Annotated in this window: 17 protein-coding genes; 7 read left to right on the top strand and 10 right to left on the bottom strand. The window is 66.0% G+C overall.

Features of this window, described 5'->3' with window-relative positions; all coding sequences use genetic code 11:
* Positions 1-11: 11 nt before the first annotated feature.
* Positions 12-659: a class I SAM-dependent methyltransferase gene (locus tag H7J73_RS25865; RefSeq protein WP_264070616.1), complete on the bottom strand. Its 648-nt coding sequence runs from the start codon at positions 657-659 to the stop codon at positions 12-14.
* Between the two features lie 355 nt (positions 660-1,014).
* On the opposite strand from H7J73_RS25865, the gene H7J73_RS25860 reads away from it, so the two are divergent.
* Positions 1,015-1,776, top strand: a complete 762-nt coding sequence (locus H7J73_RS25860; RefSeq protein ID WP_264070615.1) for a TMEM165/GDT1 family protein — start codon at positions 1,015-1,017, stop codon at positions 1,774-1,776.
* 9 nt (positions 1,777-1,785) lie between these two features.
* On the opposite strand, the gene H7J73_RS25855 is transcribed toward H7J73_RS25860, so the two are convergent.
* Entirely contained in the window at positions 1,786-2,376 is a 591-nt protein-coding gene (locus H7J73_RS25855; RefSeq protein ID WP_264070614.1) for a TetR/AcrR family transcriptional regulator, read from the bottom strand.
* A 149-nt stretch (positions 2,377-2,525) separates the two neighbouring features.
* On the opposite strand from H7J73_RS25855, the gene H7J73_RS25850 reads away from it, so the two are divergent.
* A complete protein-coding gene (locus tag H7J73_RS25850; protein WP_264070613.1) occupies positions 2,526-3,662 on the top strand; it encodes an ornithine cyclodeaminase family protein in 1,137 nt (378 codons plus the stop codon).
* Positions 3,659-4,789, top strand: coding sequence for an N-methyl-L-tryptophan oxidase (solA, locus tag H7J73_RS25845; RefSeq protein ID WP_264070612.1), 1,131 nt, complete (start codon positions 3,659-3,661; stop codon positions 4,787-4,789). Before H7J73_RS25850 ends, solA begins: the two co-directional genes overlap by 4 nt.
* 5 nt (positions 4,790-4,794) lie before the next feature.
* On the opposite strand, the gene H7J73_RS25840 is transcribed toward solA, so the two are convergent.
* A complete protein-coding gene (locus H7J73_RS25840; protein WP_264070611.1) occupies positions 4,795-5,448 on the bottom strand; it encodes a VldE C-terminal domain-containing protein in 654 nt (217 codons plus the stop codon).
* A gap of 124 nt (positions 5,449-5,572) precedes the next feature.
* On the opposite strand from H7J73_RS25840, the gene H7J73_RS25835 reads away from it, so the two are divergent.
* Positions 5,573-7,924, top strand: coding sequence for a Tex family protein (locus H7J73_RS25835; protein WP_264070609.1), 2,352 nt, complete (start codon positions 5,573-5,575; stop codon positions 7,922-7,924).
* Between the two features lie 60 nt (positions 7,925-7,984).
* The gene (locus H7J73_RS25830; RefSeq protein WP_264070608.1) at positions 7,985-9,283 is read left to right on the top strand and encodes an acyltransferase family protein; all 1,299 of its coding nucleotides are present in this window, start codon (positions 7,985-7,987) and stop codon (positions 9,281-9,283) included.
* On the opposite strand, the gene H7J73_RS25825 is transcribed toward H7J73_RS25830, so the two are convergent.
* Entirely contained in the window at positions 9,274-10,797 is a 1,524-nt protein-coding gene (locus tag H7J73_RS25825; protein ID WP_264070676.1) for a PecA family PE domain-processing aspartic protease, read from the bottom strand. The genes H7J73_RS25830 and H7J73_RS25825 overlap by 10 nt on opposite strands.
* An 80-nt stretch (positions 10,798-10,877) precedes the next feature.
* Here H7J73_RS25825 and H7J73_RS25820 point away from each other — a divergent pair, with 80 nt between their 5' ends.
* Both H7J73_RS25820 and H7J73_RS25815 read left to right on the top strand, forming a co-directional pair.
* The gene (locus H7J73_RS25820; RefSeq protein WP_264070607.1) at positions 10,878-11,846 is read left to right on the top strand and encodes an alpha/beta fold hydrolase; all 969 of its coding nucleotides are present in this window, start codon (positions 10,878-10,880) and stop codon (positions 11,844-11,846) included.
* A gap of 76 nt (positions 11,847-11,922) precedes the next feature.
* On the top strand, positions 11,923-12,150 hold the full coding sequence (locus H7J73_RS25815; RefSeq protein ID WP_264070605.1) for a hypothetical protein: 228 nt from the start codon (positions 11,923-11,925) through the stop codon (positions 12,148-12,150).
* A 13-nt stretch (positions 12,151-12,163) separates the two neighbouring features.
* Here H7J73_RS25815 and H7J73_RS25810 read toward each other — a convergent pair whose 3' ends face one another.
* The 6 genes from H7J73_RS25810 to H7J73_RS25785 all read right to left on the bottom strand — a co-directional run bounded on the left by H7J73_RS25810 (position 12,164) and on the right by H7J73_RS25785 (position 18,013).
* Positions 12,164-13,210: a pyridoxal phosphate-dependent aminotransferase gene (locus tag H7J73_RS25810; protein ID WP_264070604.1), complete on the bottom strand. Its 1,047-nt coding sequence runs from the start codon at positions 13,208-13,210 to the stop codon at positions 12,164-12,166.
* Positions 13,207-14,226 (bottom strand): 3-oxoacyl-ACP synthase III family protein, encoded by a 1,020-nt coding sequence (locus H7J73_RS25805; RefSeq protein WP_264070603.1) that lies wholly within the window; start codon positions 14,224-14,226, stop codon positions 13,207-13,209. Before H7J73_RS25805 ends, H7J73_RS25810 begins: the two co-directional genes overlap by 4 nt.
* A complete protein-coding gene (locus H7J73_RS25800) occupies positions 14,223-14,876 on the bottom strand; it encodes a DUF8713 domain-containing protein (protein ID WP_264070602.1) in 654 nt (217 codons plus the stop codon). The genes H7J73_RS25805 and H7J73_RS25800 overlap by 4 nt, the downstream gene beginning before the upstream one ends.
* On the bottom strand, positions 14,857-16,524 hold the full coding sequence (locus H7J73_RS25795) for a thiamine pyrophosphate-binding protein (RefSeq protein ID WP_264070601.1): 1,668 nt from the start codon (positions 16,522-16,524) through the stop codon (positions 14,857-14,859). The genes H7J73_RS25800 and H7J73_RS25795 overlap by 20 nt, the downstream gene beginning before the upstream one ends.
* Positions 16,524-17,021, bottom strand: coding sequence for a COG4315 family predicted lipoprotein (locus H7J73_RS25790; protein ID WP_264070600.1), 498 nt, complete (start codon positions 17,019-17,021; stop codon positions 16,524-16,526). The genes H7J73_RS25795 and H7J73_RS25790 overlap by 1 nt, the downstream gene beginning before the upstream one ends.
* Before the next feature lie 62 nt (positions 17,022-17,083).
* On the bottom strand, positions 17,084-18,013 hold the full coding sequence (locus H7J73_RS25785; protein WP_264070599.1) for a hypothetical protein: 930 nt from the start codon (positions 18,011-18,013) through the stop codon (positions 17,084-17,086).
* Positions 18,014-18,095: the final 82 nt, after the last annotated feature.

The raw sequence follows: 18,095 nt of genomic DNA, 5'->3' as shown, positions 1-18,095 counted from the left end.
CGGGGCGCGTGCTACGCCTTGCGGGCGATCAGATAGGCCTGCGGAGTGGATTCCCCGTCGCCGTCGGATTGCCGCACCGTGTGGGCACACATGCGGAACCCGGCCTTCACCAGAAGCGCTTCGACCAGGTCGGCCTGGCGGCGCCGGTAGGTCACGTGCACGTCGTGGCCGAAGGCGCTGGTGAGGACCAACGGTTCGGAACCCACCTGGAATGCCAACAGCACCACACCGCCGGGCGCCAGCACACGATGGAACTCGGCGAGAACACCCGGCAGAAGCTCGTCCGGAATGTGGATGATCGAATACCAGGCGCACACCCCACCGAGGCTGCCGTCCGCGATGTGCAGATCCGTCATCGATCCGACCTGGAACTCCAGGCCGGGATTCAGTCGCCGTGCTTGCGCGATCATGTTGGCAGACAGATCAATTCCGAAGGCGTCGATGCCCAGGCGGGCGAACCGCCCGGTTGTCGCGCCGGTGCCGCATCCCACATCGGCGACGCGGATGTTCGGCGTCCTCACGACGAGGCCGGCGAACGCATCCAGCATCGCCAGATCGACCGGCTTGTCGTCGAGATGGTGATGGAACCGGTCGGCATACGCGGCGGCGGTGCGGTCATATCCGTCTCGCGTCGAGCTCAGAAAGTCCCAGTGATCCATGACCGGCATTCTGCTCTACCGCGGCGGTCGGCAGCCAGGAATTCAGCAACCCACGCACAATTATTCGGGCACCCTGAATGTTTTTGGACAGTCCCCAAAGTTATTGTGGCCATAGGTAATTCGATGATACTGAGTTGCGTGTCCCAGGAGGCTGTGCGTAAAGTTCATGCCAGCGAAGGGGAGTAGCCCCCAATCGGACAATCGACATACTGGCCACCGACGAGAGTCGGATGGCCCGGTTGTGCGGACCGGTTCACCAGCCGGTGGGCGAGACCTTCGGCCGTACAACCATTGTGGTTGCTGGCCGGAGGCGTTTCCAGGCCTCCTGCAGCAGCCAACGACCAGGGAGTGTTGGGTGCTTTCCGCCTTACTGCTGAGCTTCGCCGTCATCTTTATCGCCGAAATGGGCGACAAGACCCAGCTCGTGGCGATGATGTTCGCGCTGCGCTACCGCTGGTGGGTGGTGCTTCTCGCAATCACGGCCGCCACCACCGCGGTGCATGTGCTCTCGGTGGCGATCGGTCATTACCTCGGTGCTGCCCTGCCGACCCATCTGCTCGGGATCCTCGCCGGCGCCATGTTCGTCTTCTTCGGGCTGTGGACGCTGCGTGGCGACTCGCTTTCTGACGAGGAAGCCAGCCGTACAGAGAAGGCCACCGCGCCCGCCTTCTTCGTCGTGTTCTCCGCGTTCCTACTCGCCGAACTCGGCGACAAGACCATGCTGGCGACCATCACCCTCGCCGCCGACCATGACTGGGTGGGCGTGTGGATCGGATCCACCATCGGCATGGTGGTTGCCGACGGGTTGGCCATCGTGGTCGGAGCGGTGGCGGGCAAACACCTGCCGGAGCGGCTGATCCAGATCATCGCCGCCGCCCTGTTCCTGCTCTTCGGCGCTTACATGCTGCTGGAGAGCTTCTTCCCGGCCGTACCGATCATCGTCATCGCGGCCATCGCACTCGCGATCGTCGCGGCCTTCGCCGCGATCCTGCGCGCCCTGCCCGAGCGGTTGCGCCCGGCGGTGCTGCGGTCAGGGCCGACTCCGGCTGCGGTCGGTGCGGAGTCGATGGATGCGATCCCCGCCGAGGCGCCCCGACACACCGAGCCGGACCGGTAAACCTGACAATCAGAGCCTGTCGTCACCGGCTCTGTGCAGGTCGTGCAGCATCTCGCGGAACCGGTCGAGTTGGCCGTCGAGATTGGTCAGATCGCTACCGCCCAGGGTCACGGCGCGAAAGACCAGGCCATCAAGGGCGGAGAAGATGATGTCGACGGTGTGGATGTCGTGGGGCAGGCCCATCCGCTGCAGTGATGCCTGCGTCACCGCACGGTAGTTCTCGTAGTAGCGGTCGATGTGCGGACGCAGTTCGGGGCGACGGCGGGACTCGAGGACCAATTCGAATTGGAACACCTGCTCGTCGAGTGTCGAGCGCACCGATTCGCCCAGAGTGGCGACGTAATCGTCGATGCGCCCGCTCTCGGGGGGCTGCGAGGACCCGGCGAGGCTGACCTGGATGCACTTCTCCAGTGCCGCCTCGAGCAACTCGTCGAGGTTGGCGAAGTGGTGCTGCACCGTGCCGTGGGTGACCCCGGCCTCGGTGGCGACGGCGCGGTAGGTCAGACCGCGGACACCCTGGGCGGCGACGACACGGATGGTCGCGTCGATCAGCGCGTCGCGTCCGCGGCCATAACCCGGACGTTCGGCGTCTGAGTGCACCACTGGTCTCCAGCCCCCTCCCAGCGTCCGCGTTAACTTGCTCTGAACATAGGCGATGGTTCTGGAAACATGACAAACGTAAGGCCGAAACTTTACAGACGTAATGTTGGCCGCGTTCGTCATAATGCGCCTTGCAGAAAGATACTTCCTTGTCTGACACCGCAATTGACTTTCTCTACCTGTCCGAGCCCGACATGATCGCCGCAGGCGTCACCGATATGGCCGCCTGCGTCGACGCGATGGAGGAGACGTTCAAGCTCCTGCACAGCGGTGACTACCGGATGGCCGGGCCCAACCAGGACTCGCATGGCGCCCTGATCAATTTTCCCAACGAGTCGCCGTTTTCGGCGATGCCGAAGAACACTGCCGACCGGCGGTTCATGGCCATGCCCGCCTATCTCGGTGGGGATTTCGGCACCACGGGTGTGAAGTGGTATGGCTCGAACCTGGACAACCAGGAAAAGGGTTTGCCCCGTTCGATTCTCACGTTCATGCTCAACGACACCGATACCGGTGCGCCGCTGGCGCTGATGTCGGCGAACCTGCTTTCGGCCTACCGGACGGGCGCCGTGCCCGGAGTGGGTGCACGCTATCTGGCGCAACCGGATTCGTCCACGGTCGGCATCGTCGGGCCCGGTGTGATCGGCCGCAGTTCGCTGGCGGCGTTCGTGACCGCCTGCCCGAAGATCGACACGGTGAAGTTCAAGGGTCGCGATCGCGCAAGCATCGAGACGTTCACCGCCTGGGTGGCGCAGGAATGCCCGCAGATCACCAGTGTCACCGAGGTCGACACTATCGAGGAAGCCGTCCGTGACAGCGATATCGTCACGTTCTGCACCACCGGTGCCGGCGGTAACCCCGCGACGTATCCGACGCTGCACCGCGAGTGGGTTAAACCCGGTGCCTACGTGAGCATGCCGTCGATCTGCAATATCGACGAGGGGCTCGAAGCGCCCGACGTCCGCAAGGTCGCCGACAACACCCGGATGTACGAAGCCTGGGCGGCCGAACACGCCTATCCGACCCACAACCACGTGTCACTGCTGGGCAGCAAGTTCGTCGACATGATCCACGACGGCCGGATGGCCAAGGAGGACCTGATCGATCTCGGGGCGGTCGTCTCCGGAACAGCGCAGGGCCGCCGCGGCCAGGACGAGATCATCCTGCTCTCGATCGGCGGGATGCCCGTCGAAGACGTCGCCTGGGGAACCATCCTGTACCGCAACGCCGTTGCCAACGGCATCGGTACCACCCTCAACCTCTGGGAAAGGCCGGCGCTGGCATGACTGCCCTCAAAAAAGATGTAGTTGTCGTCGGCCTCGGCTCCATGGGCTCAATGGCGTTGTGGCAGTTGGCCAAACGCGGAGTCGACGTGCTCGGTATCGAGCAGTTCGGCCGGGTGCACACCAACGGTGCCTACGCCGGTGAATCACGGCTGTTCCGCGTCGCCGCCAAGGAAGGGCAGGTGTTCACCCCGGCATTGCTGCGTTCCCGGGAACTGTGGCAGGAACTCGGCGCGGCCTATGGGCAGGACATCCTGCTGCCGGTCGGTGCCCTGCATCTGGCGCCGGAGGACCATCCCGATTTGCAGTCGACGCTGCGCTCGATCAAGCAGTTCGATCTACCGCACGAGATCCTCGACCCGGCGCAGATGCGCAAACGCTACCCGCAGTTCTACGTCGAGGCCGGGGACGTCGGTGTGCTGGACACCCTCGGTGGGGCAATGCGCTCGGAGTTGGGCGTCTTTGCGGCCACCGACCAGGCTGTCGCCCATGGTGCCGAAGTCCGCTACGAGACAGTGGTATCGGCGATCGAACCGGGCAACGACGGAGTGCGAATCGTGACTGCCGACGGCGACGTGCTGGCGCAGCGGGTCGTGGTAGGTGCAGGTCCGTTCACTACCCGCCTGTTGCCGGAACTGGCCGACCTGGTGAAGGTGGTCACCTACAACCTCATCTGGTTCATGCCGCGTCACATCGACATGTTCACCCCGGATCGGTTCCCCGGCTTCATGCGTGACCTGCACGGTGTGCACGCGTTCGGCATCCCGACCCTGGACGGGTACAGCGTCAAGGCGGTGCCGAACATGGACCACCCGATGGTCGACGACTGGGACGACAAGAGCACCACCCTGACCCGCGACCAGTTGGTCTGGGCCGGCGAGCAGATCCAGAAGATGGTGCCTGACCTCATTCCCGCTGCGTCGCGGTGGTCGGTGCACGGGGAATCGTTCACGGCTAACAAGATGCCGATCATCGACACCATCGCCGACGGGGCGATCGTGGTCGCCACCGCGCTCAGTGGTAACGGGTACAAGTTCGCACCGGTGTGGGGGGAGATGCTCGCCGACCTCGTGACGACCGGTCAGGCGAAGTTCGCCGAGCAGGCCTTTACCGTCGACGGGCACCGATAGCGGGCTCAGCCGAAGTAGAGTTCCTGGCCGGTCGGGTAGCCGCCGCCGTCGGTGGCGATATGCACGTGGGTGTAATGGTTGGCGTTGTCGTCGCCCAAGTCGGACATCAGGTGCGCAGATCCGTCGCGCGGGTAGTAGACCTGCCGCCAGATGACGTGGTTGAGCCCGAACCGGTCGGCGTTGGCCAGGGCATAGCGCGCGATGAGATCCCCGAGCGCTTTGCCTTCGGACGAGTTGTAGTCGGGGATCATCACGTCGATCGCCAGGCCGGTGGGATGCCACTTCAGGTAGTCGGGCCGAACCCCGCCGATCTCGTGGATCTCGGGGAACACCGCGCTGACAGCACGGGCCGCGAGAATCGTCTTGACCTGTAGGCCCCGCTCCGAGGCGACGCCGACGGATAAGGCCCGACGCTGCGCGCGGCTGGCGGCCTCGGTGTGGACCAGCGACGACGCGAAGGCGTGGCGCGCCGCGGAGTCGGCCGGATTCAGCGGGGCGGCCATCACGATCTCCGGGCAGCACACGGTGGTGATCGGCTTGACCGGAGCGACAGTGGTCGCACCGGCAGTCAGGAATGCGGTGGCGGGGACGACGAGCACAGCCAGGGCGGTCGCCGTGCGGTGCCGAGGCCGGGGTCTGGCTAACCGATGCCGTCCCACCCCGGGCATGTTACCGGCTGATTATCAAATGTCTGGCAATCTTCGTCGCCGACGACATCGGCCGCAGGCGACACACCAGCTGCGCTCACACGGGTCTGTCGGGCCCGTTGGGTAGGGTCGTCGCGTGACTCCGAGCCCGACCGTGAAATCCGTAAATGCCCGTCTCGCTGGGGAACTCGCTGTGGACGAGGCCCGGGTGGCCGCCGCCGTGCGGTTGCTCGACGAGGGCTCCACCGTGCCATTCATCGCCCGCTACCGTAAGGAAGTCACGGGCAGCCTCGACGACGGTCAGCTGCGCATGCTGGAGGAACGGCTGGGTTACCTGCGTGAACTCGACCAGCGGCGTGAGGCGGTGTTGGCGTCCATCGAGGAGCAGGGCAAACTCACCGACGAGCTGCGGACCGCGCTGCTGACCGCCGACACCAAGTCGCGGGTCGAGGACATCTACCTGCCGTACAAGCCCAAGCGGCGGACCAAGGCACAGATAGCTCGGGAAGCCGGCCTGGAGCCACTGGCAGACCGGCTGCTGGCCGACCCGACGCTCGTGCCCGAGGCGGCCGCCGGCGACTTCCTCAACGAAGAGGTGGCGGACGCAGCGGCTGCGCTCGACGGAGCCCGGCACATCATCATCGAGCGCGCGGGTGAAGACGCCGAGCTGGTCGGCGCCGTGCGGGCCAAGTTCTGGTCCGAAGGCGCCGTTCGCACCGCCCCGATATCCGACGAGGTGGCCAAGAGCCCGGCCGGGCAGAAATTCCGCGACTACTTCGACTTCTCCGAGCCGCTGGAGACCATGCCGTCGCATCGCGTGCTTGCGGTGATGCGCGGTGAGAAAGAGCAGATCCTGGCCCTGACGATGGACGGCGGCGAGGACGAGCCCTATCAGGCGATGGTCGCGCAGACCCTCGGCATCAACCTCGGTGCCAAGGCTCCGGCCACCGCGTGGCTGGCGACCACGGTGCGGTTGGCCTGGCGCGTGCGGCTGATGAGTACTGCGTCCGTCGACGCCAGGGTCCGGCTGCGCCAGCGCGCCGAACTCGATGCCGTTGCGGTGTTCGCCAGGAACCTCAAAGACCTGCTGCTGGCCGCGCCCGCCGGCACCAGGACCACCCTTGGTCTGGACCCCGGGTTCCGGACCGGGGTGAAGGTCGCCGTCGTCGACGACACGGGCAAGGTCGTCGACACCTGTGCAATCTTCCCGCATCAGCCCCAGCAGAAATGGAATGAGGCCAAGGCGACGCTCGGAGCGCTCGTCGCGCGCCACGGCGTGCAGCTGATCGCCATCGGCAACGGCACTGCGTCCCGGGAGACCGATGCGTTGGCCGCAGAGCTGATCAGCGATATCAAGGCCGCCGGCGCGGACGCTCCGGTGAAGGCGATGGTCAGCGAAGCCGGCGCCTCGGTCTATTCGGCCTCGGAGTATGCCGCCCACGAGTTGCCCGACCTCGACGTGACGCTGCGTGGGGCCGTCTCGATCGCGCGGCGCCTGCAGGACCCACTGGCCGAACTGGTCAAGATCGAACCGAAGTCGATCGGCGTCGGTCAGTACCAGCACGATGTGACGCCGGGGACGCTGGCGCGGAGCCTCAACGCCGTCGTCGAAGATGCCGTGAACGCGGTCGGTGTCGACCTGAACACGGCGTCGGTGCCGCTGCTGGCGCGGGTGTCCGGGGTCACCGATTCGCTGGCCGAGGCCATCGTGGCGCACCGCGAATCGACGGGCCCGTTCCGCAACCGCCAGGCCCTGCTCAAGGTGCCCCGGCTCGGCCCGAAAGCGTTCGAACAATGTGCGGGGTTCCTGCGGATCAACGGCGGCGAAGACCCGCTGGACTCGTCGGGGGTGCACCCCGAGGCATATCCGGTGGTCCGCAAGATCCTGGACCGCTCGGGGGTGACGCTCGCCGAGCTGATCGGCAATGAGCGGTCGCTGCGGTCACTGCGCCCGGCCGAATTCGCGGACGACCGGTTCGGCATCCCGACGATCACCGACATCCTCGCCGAACTGGAGAAGCCCGGGCGTGATCCACGGCCCGCGTTCACCACGGCCACGTTCGCGGCCGGGGTGGAGAAGGTCGGCGATCTGAAACCGGGCATGGTGCTCGAAGGTGTCGTCACCAACGTCGCCGCGTTCGGGGCGTTCGTCGACGTCGGAGTGCATCAGGACGGGTTGGTGCACGTCTCGGCGATGGCCGATCATTTCGTCTCCGACCCGCACACGGTCGTCAAGTCGGGCCAGGTGGTACGCGTCAAGGTCATCGATGTCGATGTGGACCGGCAGCGGATCGGACTGAGTCTGCGGCTCAAGGACGAGGCCAAGGGTGGCGGCCCGGCCAAGCGCCCGGCCGGCGGACCGGACCAGGGTAAGCGGCCAAACCCCAACCGCGGCAAGCCTGCCGGGCAGAACAAGCCCGCGCGGGCGTCCACACCGCCCAGCGGGTCGATGGCCGAGGCGCTGCGCAACGCCGGGTTCGGCAAGTGATCCTGGCAATCGGGTAGTCCTACTCATCCGTTCTACGTCGCGGCTGGGCAAGCTGCTGGCATGACGCTAATCAAGGCTCACCCCACCACGGGCAATACGCCTGCTGCTGCGGCCCGTGACCGGGCCATTGACGTCGCCCGCCTCGGTGCCCTGTTGGTGGTGATGTTCGGGCACTGCGCGCTGCTGCTGGCCACCATCGACGCCTCGGGTGTGCGGATAGGCAATCTGCTGGGCGAGATACCCGCGATCCAACCGCTGACGTGGATCGTGCAGGTCATGCCGTTGTTCTTCCTGGCCGGCGGCGCCGCCGGGGCGTACGGCTGGCGCGGCGGGACATCTTGGGGGACTTGGCTTTTCACGCGCGCGCAGCGGCTGTGCCGCCCGGTGTTCTGGTATTTGGCGGCCTGGACGGTTGGGCTGGTCGTCGTGCGGTTGCTGCTGGGTGCGGAGTCTGCGGATCGGCTCGGCGGTGAATGCGTGGCGCTGCTGTGGTTCCTGGGTGTGTATCTGGTGGTGCTCGCGTTCGTACCGGCGCTGACTCGGCTGCAGTCCGGGCGCGGGGTCGCCATCGTGCTGGCAGTGCTGCTGGCGGCGGCCGCCGCGGTCGATCAGATCCGCCTCGCCGTCGGCTCGCCGGAGGCGGGTGGCGTCAACTTCGTCATCGTCTGGCTGATCCCCGTGATGATCGGGGTGGCCTACGCCCGTGGGCTCATCACGCCGCACACGGCCCTTGCCGTGGCCGCGGTCGCGTTCGCCGCGCAGCTAGCGCTGGTGCTCACTGGCGTGTACGACGTTTCTCTGGTCGTCACCGGGGTGGAGCGGATCTCCAATACCGCACCGCCGACGCTGCTGCTGGCGCTGCACTGCACGTGGATGTCCGGTGTGTTCGTCGCGGTGGCCGGGTTGATCCGGCGGTGGGCCGAGCGGCCGGCGGTCTGGCGTGTGGTGGCGGTCGGCAATGGGGGAGCGATGACGCTGTACCTCTGGCACATTCCGGCGATCGCGGTGGCCGCATTCTCACTACATGCACTCGGCTTGGACGCCTACGACGTGCATGCACCCGGCTTCTGGGCTGTACTGGCCTTGCGTGCAGTGGTGTTCGCGATCGTGATGGCTGCGGCGTTCCGGCTGCTCTCGCCGCTCGAACATCGGCCGCTGCCGTGGTGGGACGCGCCGACCCGCGGTAGCGGCGCCCGGTCGGCGCTGGCTGGTGCGCTGATCTGCGTCGCCGGCGTGGCGGTGTTACTGCTCGCCAAGTTCGGGCTCAGCAGTCTCGAAGGTTGGTCGGCCTTGGGCTGCTTCCTGGCCGCCCTAGGTGCTGCCCGTAAGGTGTTGTCCCGCTTAGTAATTCATAGATAGTCGAACGACGTGCTGCCGGTTCCTGCGAAGTCGATGTAGATCGGCCCCTGCTGGAACGGGTAGTAGCCGGTGTTCATCTGGCTGTCCGCCGAGACGATGGACGGCGTGTACGGGGACGTCGTCGTGTAGGTGTACAGCAGCGTCGCGCCGTCGGCGGTGTACACCGCGACTTTGGTGCCGACCGGCAGCGAGCCCGACGATTGGCCGGCCACCGAGGACGGCATCGTTCCGTACACGCCACCGGAATCGATGATCGCGGCAACAGGTGTCAGCGCTCCGTTGTTGATCTGCACCACCAGATCGGTGTTCGGGGCATTGGGCACCGATACCCGGACCGGTAGCGGATTGGGACCGAGAACCAGGTATCCCATCGACTCGTTCAGCAGCAGTCCCTCGCCCAGCAGGCCCGGCAGTGATGTCGCCACGATGCTCGGGCCGGGACCGATCGCGTTCGGACCGACTCCCAGCACACCGACCACGCCGGCGCTCTGGAAATAGTTCGCGAACGCCTGTGCGTCGGCCGCGTCGACAATGTCCACGCTGGTGGGTGCGGTGACGACGCCGTAGCCGAAGTCGACCGTCGTCGTATAAGTGCTGTAGTCATAGCTCAGCCCGCCGCTGTAGCCGCTGGAACCCGTCGCGGTGGCGGTACCGAGGGACTGTTTGGTCCCGACGTAGCTGGGGTTGATGACCAGACCTTCGGATCCGGAGTCGATGAGCACCGGCACGCTGGGACCACCGTTGACCGAGATGTACACCACCGGTTCGGTGGTGGCGATTGTGGTGATCGGGATGACGGCGTACACCCTGCCGTTCTGCGCCGCGGCGGATACCAGCGACAACGCCTGAGTGGCGGCGTCCGAGGCGCCGAGCGCGCCCACCAGTGGGATCAGCAGCGACGCCCCGCTCATCTGTGCCTGCGCCACCGACGGCTGCAGCTCGTTGACGACCAGACCGAGGAGGGCGATCTCATGCACGATCGGCGTACCGACCGTGTTGGCCACCTGCGCCTGGGCGGCGGCGTTGCCGTTCTGCCAGGACGTCAGCGACGTCTTGGCGTCGTTGACGACGGCTTGGGCGACGACGGCGGCCACGCCTGCGAATGGGTTGACGCTCGCTGCGCTCGCCAGTGCGGTCTGGGCGGCCGAGAGCTGCTGCACAGCGAGGGTGACGGTGTTTGTGCTGGTCGTGGTCGTGGTCGTGGTCGTGGTCGTGGTCGTGCTTGTGGCGGCTTGGGTGGTGACGACTGCCGCGGTGACAGTGGTGGACGACGCTGCGGCTGTTGCGCGGGCAGCCACGATGGTCCCGGTGGTGACTTTGGCGGTGTTCGGGGGCGCCGACGTCGTCGACTTCTTGGCCGAAGTAGTCCTGGGGCCAGAGGTGTGAGCCACCGTCTTACTGGTGGCGTGTGTGCTGCTCTCGGAGGTGTCCGCGTGCGCCGTCGCGGCACCGCACAGACAGACACCGGCGGCCACAGCTGACCCCGCGAAGACCGACCCGACCCAGAAACGCATTTCCGACACGCGAAAAGACTAGACAGTGGGGTCTTTGCGTAGGGGCTGGACACGCAATCTGGTCGGCGTAGGTTACCCGGATGACCCGCATTGCTGCCGTGCTCGCGGTGGCGGGCATGGTCGTTTTCGGGCCGTCATCACCCGTTGATGCCGCACCGGATACCTCGGGTGACTTCGCGGGCCTGGTCGATATCGGTGGCCGGTCGCTGTATCTGGAGTGTCACGGCCAGGGCGGACCGACGGTCATCCTCGAATCGGGCCTCGATAGCCGCGGCGACGTCTGGAGTCGGGACAACGAACAACCCGCCGGCGAGCGGACGATGGTCCAGCCCGGCGTCGCTGCTTTCACCCGCGTCTGCGCGTACGACCGCCCCGGCACAATCGGCGAGGTCAATCCTTCGCTCGATCCCGACGGGCCTGAGTTCTACCCGAGCCGCAGTGACCCGGTACCGCAGCCACGCACGACGCAGGACCTGGTCGCCGATCTACACGCCCTGCTGGCTGCGGCCGGGATTCCCGGCCCCTATGTGCTCGCCGCGCATTCGGCCGGCGGACTGGTCGCGCGACTCTACGCCAGCAACTACCCAGACGATGTGGTCGGGATGGTGCTGGTGGACTCGACCAACGAGAATGTCTGGCGCGACTTCCGGCAGAACCTGACACCGGCGCAGTACGCGAGATTCGAGGCGTCCAATCTCGACCATTCCGAACTGGAGGCGGCATACCCGGAGGCCGAGGAATTATTCACGGCACCGCTGCCTGATTCGCCCAGCGTCGTTCAGGTCCGCGAGGCGCGGGCTGCGGCGCCATTGCGACCGATGCCGTTAGTCGTTCTGGCCCATGGCATTCCGTTCTCGGCACCGTTTCCCGGCTGGCCCACCGCCAAGATGGAAGCCATCATGCGCGACGCGCAGAAGGATCTCACCACTGTGGTTCCCAATGCTCACCTTGTCGTGGCCACCGAGAGCGGACACAACATCCATCAGGACCAGCCGCAGTTGGTCATCGACGCGATCGCGCAAGTGGTTGCGGCCGTGCGGCAGCGCTAGGACACGATTCGATAACCGTCGGCCGACACGGGTTCGGCTTCCCGCGATTTGATCTGGGGGAGCGGACAGTTGGGTCATGCCGGTAGAGGAAACAGACTGGGACGTCCGCGTGTCACGCGAGATCGAATCGCGGCACGGTTACCAACTACGCACGGCCTTCGAAGAAATCCTGGCCAAGCGCCTTCCCGCCGACAAGCGCCTACGTCGCGTCGTCGGCTGGTCGGCCAACGGCGGCTGCCTGTACCGACAAGGGCGGGGCGACCGTCAGTTCGCCGTCTCCTACGAAGTAGAGATGGCCGTTTAGCAACCGTTGTGCCTCAACCGACCTTCGCGGTGATCGCTCCCAGCACCGCACGGGTCGATTCCGGGCCGCCGACGGTGATCCGCATCGCGCCGTCGGGATAGCAGCGGACGCGCGGCAGAACGCCGGGTAAATTGTCCGGCCAGTGCGCCACACCATTGGGCAGGTACACGAAGTTGGCATGCCCGTCGGTGGTGTAGAGGCCCATCGACCGCAGCCGGCGCGTCAATATGCGGCGCTCGTCTACTATTCGCCGGACACGTTGACCCAGTTGCACTGTCGCACCATAGGAAGCGGCGACGGCGAACGAACTCATCGAGCTGATTCCGAACGGCAGCTGCATCGACCACAGCGGGTCGACGAGCTCCGGTGAGCCGAACCCGTAGCCGATCCGCAAGCCCGCCAAGCCGTAGGCTTTCGAGAACGTCCGTAACACCACGACATTGGGGAATCGCCGGACCAGCGCCACCGCGTCGAGACGGAACTGGGGCGCCACGAATTCGATATAGGCCTCGTCCAGCAACACCACGGCTTCCGGCGGCACCCGCAGCAGGAAACGGTCTATATCATCCGCGGATTCGACTGTGCCCGTCGGATTATGCGGCCGGCACACCACGACCACCTTGGCGTCGACCGAAGCATCGGCGATTGCTCTCAGGTCGTGATGACCGTGTTCGTCCAGTGCCACCGTCACCTGCTGCAGCCGTGCCATCCGCGCCATGATCGGGAACCCGTCGAACGTAGGCTCACTCAACACGATTCGATCGCCCGGGCTGGTCACCGTGTGCAGGATTTGTAGCACCACACCGGTCGACCCCGCGCCGGGGATCACCTGGTTATCGTCGACGCCGATCTGTCGGGCGATCACCTTACGGAGCCGTTCGGGGAGGAACTCCGGGTACCGATTGGCGGCACTGATGGATTCGACAAGCGCGGATCGCACCGCGGGCAGCGGCGGCAGGGGATTTTCGTTGAGCGCCAGCGCCAACGGGTCGAGGCCGCTGGGCAGAGAGGCGTCGACGCCGGCAGCGTCCGGCGCGGCGCGGCGGAAGTCCCTGATCATTTTCGGCCACCCCATCGAACGGCGGCCGCACCGGCGAAGTCGCCGGCGTGCGCGAAGGCGGCCATCATCACCACATCGCCGGTCTGTAGCTGGCCATCGGATATCGCGCGGTCGAGGTTGACGGGGATGCCGGCGGCGAACAGATTCCCGCACTCGTCGAAGGTGTCGCGGTGACGTTCCTTGGGCAATTCGAGGGCATCGCGCCAGTTTCGTAGAAACACCCGGTTCGGCTGGTTGGTGACGAGGAGATCGATTGTGCTGGGGGACAGTCCGGTTCGCTCACAAACCAACAGCGCCATTTCCGGCACCTGGCGGTTGCCGCGAGCCAGCACCTTGGTGATCTTGGATTCGGTGAATCCGATGAAACCCTCGCCGGGGCCCGGCTGCCACCACTTGCGGAACGGCTCGATGGACAGCGTCATGTCGCCGGCGAACTCCGGGTACGTCCGGCACTGGACGTCGAGGATGGGGGAGGAATCCGACAATGTCACCAGTCCGACTGCCGCGCCGTCACCGGGTACGGCGGCCTGTGCCTTACGTCGCACACCTTCCTGGTCGAAGATCTGCCCGGCCGCGTTCTGTGCGATCGCGATCAGCGCGGAACTGCCCTCTCCGGACAGCAGTTGCTGACGGGCCAGCTTCAGCCCCAACAGGAAAGCGGCGCAACCACCGTTGTGCAGATCGATCACGGTGCCCGGCCGCATGTCCAGTCGGCGGGCCATCTCGCCGCCACCGCCGTAGAAGGGCATGTCCGGCATCTGGGTATGGGTGATCAGCACGTCGACACCGGTCAGCGCGTCGTGACCGTGCCGCTCGATCAGCCCGGTGGCGGCGCGCTCGATCATGTCGACCGCGGTCTCATCGGGCGCCACGTGATGCCGGAACTGTGGGGCGCGGAACATCAGGTTGTCGCGGAGCTCGTCGGACCCGGCGAAGGCTGCGTAATAGTCGGTGCCGATCGGCTCGCCAGGAAGGTAGGTCGAGACATCGACCAGGCTGACCGTCTGCGTGCTCATCGGATTCCCATCCAACTCGGCGTCACGGGCAGTCCGTGACGATGGCGGTATTCGGCAATTGCCTTGAGATTCTCCAGTTCCAGCTGATGCCCCGCGCCGAACATGTCCCAGAAGTCGCCGACCCACACCGGACGCTTCGACGGTGCGGTCTCTGGATAAGGGTTGTCGTCGTAGAACGGGTGGTGGCAGTTCGTCCACAACACCACCGAGCCGGGCTTGTCGAGGACGAGTTGCGCGTCGACCACCCGCATCAGGTAAACCATCCACAGGTGCTTGCCCTGATCCCAGGCGCAGTGGTAGTCGACGGTACGGGCGACCGGGTTCGCCTCGGTGCGGGTATAGATCTCGGTCTGGTCGCCGAGTCGGTCGTAGGCCCGCCAGAGTCCTGGCTCATCTGTCGGCGTGAAACCCCGCAAGCTGTACGTCCACTCTTCGAGACTTCTTGTGTCGGAAAGGTATTCGAAGAGCTCATCGGGAGGGCAGTCGATGTAGGCGTTGACGGTGATGTACTCGCCGAAGACCTTGTCGTGCGGATAGACCGACCGCATCATCTCCATGATGATGGGGGTGGCGACTTGCCGGGGCGACGTCTCGATCCGGATCACCCCGTCGATCGGTTCGACTATGTCCTCAAGTGCGGGCAGTGACATGGTTATGTGTCTCCTTCAAAAATGCGGCGAACGGCGGGATTTCGTCGGCTGAACATTCGATGCTGACCACCGAAGGTCCATCCGCAGCGAGCGCGCGGCGCAGCGCGCCCGGCAGATCCGTTGCGACGTCGACGTCGACTGTGAGGAGTCCGGGAAACATCGCCGACAGACCGGCACCGAGGCGGCTGGCCGTGAATCGGTTGTAGCTGTAAAGGTCGTCATAGAAAAGCTTTTCGCGGGCGACGCACATGGCGTGAGCGTTGTTGTTGAACAGCACGAAGGTGACGGGCAGCCCATATTGCACCGCTGTGTGCACCTCCATGCCGTGCATGAAGAATGCGCCGTCGCCGGCAATTACCACCGTCCGTCGTCCACGCGCGAAGGCCATGCCGATGCCTGCGCCGAAGCTGTACCCCATGCCGCCCATGCCCAGCGCCACCACGAATCGGCCGTCGTGGCGCACCGGCAGATGGTGTACGGCGGCGGCGCCGGTATTGCCCGCGTCGACGATGATGTCCGTGCCGTCGGGCAACGCGCTGTCGAGGGCCGCGATTGCCGATCGGTAGTCGATTCCCGGGCCGTGAAACGGCGGCGTCGTCAGCGCGGCGCGCGGTGTGCTGTCGACCGAACGGGGTGCCGCCGGGCTTCCTTGGCTCGACAATGCGCGGGACAGTTCGGCCAACGAGATACGAAGGTCGTCAGAGTGCACGTGCGCGCATGGCACGAAGGGCTGCGCCGAGCCGACAGATACGGTTCGAACCGATCCCAGGGCGGCCTCCAGGCCCGACCGCGCGGTGAGCGAAAGCCGGGTCCCGACCAGGAGGCACACCGCGCTCTGCGTGACTGCCACCGCCACTCCAGGATGTCCCATCACGCCCGTCACTCCCAGAGCCGCAGTGCTGACGTCTTTTGCTTCGGGTACGGTCGCCACCCGCGCCTGGAGCAGGGCGCGGAGTTCCTCCAGTTCGGCGCGGGCGTTGTCGAGCGCGACCTGCTCGCCGGCGATGATCGTGACCCGCTCGCGGACGAGACTCAGGCTGCGCGCGAGGAAGTGGATGTCGTCGGGCTCTGCGCCCTTCGGTGTGGTGCTGAGCGCCGACACGCCAACGGGGTCGAGCAGACTCTGTTGACTGTTCTTGGGGAGCAGCAGGACCGCGGGCCCGCCGGTCAGTGCAGCGGACACCGCCGCGGGCAGGGCTGTCACGATGTCGGCGGGCTCGGTGATGCGCTGGCAGAACACCGACACGGCGGAGAACAGCTTCTGCGCGTCGAGTGATCCGTTGCGGCCGCTGGTGTCCTGGAAACTGCCGCCGCCGTCCATGGTGCTCGGCGGCTGGCCCACCAGGGCCAGGACCGGGATCCGGCTGGCGAGCGATTCACCCAGTCCGGGAACGAGATTCAGCGACCCCCCGCCCGACGTGGCAACCACCACGCCGAACCCCGCGGCAATGCCGGCTCGACTGTAACCATCGGCCATCGTGGCGGCAGAGAACTCGTGCTTGGCCAGTACCGCGGTGACCCCTGGATTGAAGTACGCGGCGTCGTAGAGATCTTCTATGTTCGCGCCGTCGACTCCGAAGATATGTCCCACGCCGGCGCACTCAAGGTAGTCGACGATGTAATCCACCACCCGGTACGGCTTCGCCATCAGTCGTTGTCTATCTTGGCGCCCGCCGGGGACAGCACATACCAGTTCGCCCCGAAACTGGTTTCGCCTTGACCGGCGGTGGTGCCGGGGCCTTTGTCGTCGTCGTAGTAGTACAGCGGGTGTCCGTTGTAGGTGACCTGCGCGGTGCCGTCGGGTCGGGGGCTGCTCGAAATCAACGCCGAATTCAAACCGGCTCCAACAGTTGCCGGACCCGTTGAGGTCACCGGCGGCCATTCCTGGGCGCAGGTCCCGGTGCACGTCGAGGTGACGCCTTTGTCGGCGACGAACAGATACACGGCGCGGCCATGGCTGTCGGTGAGGATCGTGCCCAGCGGAGTTTGCGCAGTAGCGATGCCCGCCGGACCCGAGGGCGCCGCGGCCTCGGTGACGGTATCCGCCGCCGGCTTCTGATCACCGCCGGGGCTGCTCGGTGAGCCGCACGCGCTGGCGAGCAGCGCCCCGAATGCACACACAACGAGCTGCAGATGTCGAGTCATGGCCGGTGTCCTCGCGATCGATGAGTGGAGCATCAATGACACGGTGTGGCTGTGCCAAAGGTTCAGTGGCCCGGGTGCTTTGCCGTAGAGACGTGTTGGCGATGAGGGTGAGCGGTCGCATTCTTGGTGACGCTGAGCGCGGTCTTCTGGGCTTTCGGCGATACGGCGTGCTCTGTGGTCGGCACCGATTGATCCGAGGCGGCGCGGACGCTGGTCACCGCGGTATCGACTGCCCGTGCGATGACGGTGCCCGCATCGTGGACCACCGTCGTCGCGACCGCCACGCCGGCGCCGACGGCCTTCACCGGGTCGCCGGTCAGGGCGAGCGTCCTGGCGACGGCGTCGGGCACCTGAAACGCGCCGAGCAGCACGTCGTTGAGGGCGGGGAAGATGACTGCGGCGCCCACGTTGATCGCCCCGATCACGGCGACCTGCAGAACACCGTGCGCCATGACGGTCGGCGTCGGATTCGGTGCGACGGGCAGGTTGAGAGCGGTAAACGTGTCGTCGCGGGCTGTCTCCAGGGCCGTGACCACTCCTGGGAGTCCGCCGGCTGCGGCCGGGACGACGTTGAGCAACCCGACGACGCCGACCTCGAACGCGTTCAGTGCCCGCGGTGCCACCTCCATGCCGTCCTTGAAGATGACACCTGCGGCGGCGGCCTCCGCGGGCCCGGTCACCGACGCCGCGGTGACGCCGACGGCCTTCAGCAGGTCACCGGACTGCAGTGCGACGAGGAACGTTGCGGGTGTCTGCAGCGCTACGCCAGTGACGGTGACAGCGCCCTGGACAGCTGAGGTGCAGATCAGCGAGCAGTACAGGAGCTGATTGCCCAAAAAGCTCGTGATGAGCCCGCCGGGTGGAGTCGCCGCGGTGAGTTGGATGTCATGGGACTGCAGTGGAGGTGCGCTTGCCGGGGGTGACGCGGCCAACGTGGCGACCACCAAGCCGGTCGCGGCGATGACGGTGGACGAGCGGGCGAGTGCACGCATGGTGCCTCCTTGGTCGGCGTGTGCTTGTCAAGACACGTGGCGCCGCCGCAGGAGGTTCAATTCCCCTCTCTGAGCGGCAATC

The sequence above is a fragment of the Mycolicibacterium komossense genome (genome assembly GCF_025822605.1).
In the GTDB taxonomy this organism is placed as follows: domain Bacteria; phylum Actinomycetota; class Actinomycetes; order Mycobacteriales; family Mycobacteriaceae; genus Mycobacterium; species Mycobacterium komossense.
This window is presented reverse-complemented; position numbering and strand designations above follow the sequence as displayed.

Bases quoted from the DNA above. Each gene is read 5' to 3' on its own strand.
- solA (WP_264070612.1), top strand. From the start codon at position 3,659: ATGACTGCCCTCAAAAAAGATGTAGTTGTCGTCGGCCTCGGCTCCATG.
- H7J73_RS25825 (WP_264070676.1), bottom strand. From the start codon at position 10,797: ATGCGTTTCTGGGTCGGGTCGGTCTTCGCGGGGTCAGCTGTGGCCGCC.
- H7J73_RS25820 (WP_264070607.1), top strand. From the start codon at position 10,878: ATGACCCGCATTGCTGCCGTGCTCGCGGTGGCGGGCATGGTCGTTTTC.
- H7J73_RS25790 (WP_264070600.1), bottom strand. From the start codon at position 17,021: ATGACTCGACATCTGCAGCTCGTTGTGTGTGCATTCGGGGCGCTGCTC.
- H7J73_RS25830 (WP_264070608.1), top strand. From the start codon at position 7,985: ATGACGCTAATCAAGGCTCACCCCACCACGGGCAATACGCCTGCTGCT.
- H7J73_RS25795 (WP_264070601.1), bottom strand. From the start codon at position 16,524: ATGGCGAAGCCGTACCGGGTGGTGGATTACATCGTCGACTACCTTGAG.
- H7J73_RS25865 (WP_264070616.1), bottom strand. From the start codon at position 659: ATGGATCACTGGGACTTTCTGAGCTCGACGCGAGACGGATATGACCGC.
- H7J73_RS25815 (WP_264070605.1), top strand. From the start codon at position 11,923: ATGCCGGTAGAGGAAACAGACTGGGACGTCCGCGTGTCACGCGAGATC.
- H7J73_RS25805 (WP_264070603.1), bottom strand. From the start codon at position 14,226: ATGAGCACGCAGACGGTCAGCCTGGTCGATGTCTCGACCTACCTTCCT.
- H7J73_RS25810 (WP_264070604.1), bottom strand. From the start codon at position 13,210: ATGATCAGGGACTTCCGCCGCGCCGCGCCGGACGCTGCCGGCGTCGAC.
- H7J73_RS25785 (WP_264070599.1), bottom strand. From the start codon at position 18,013: ATGCGTGCACTCGCCCGCTCGTCCACCGTCATCGCCGCGACCGGCTTG.
- H7J73_RS25800 (WP_264070602.1), bottom strand. From the start codon at position 14,876: ATGTCACTGCCCGCACTTGAGGACATAGTCGAACCGATCGACGGGGTG.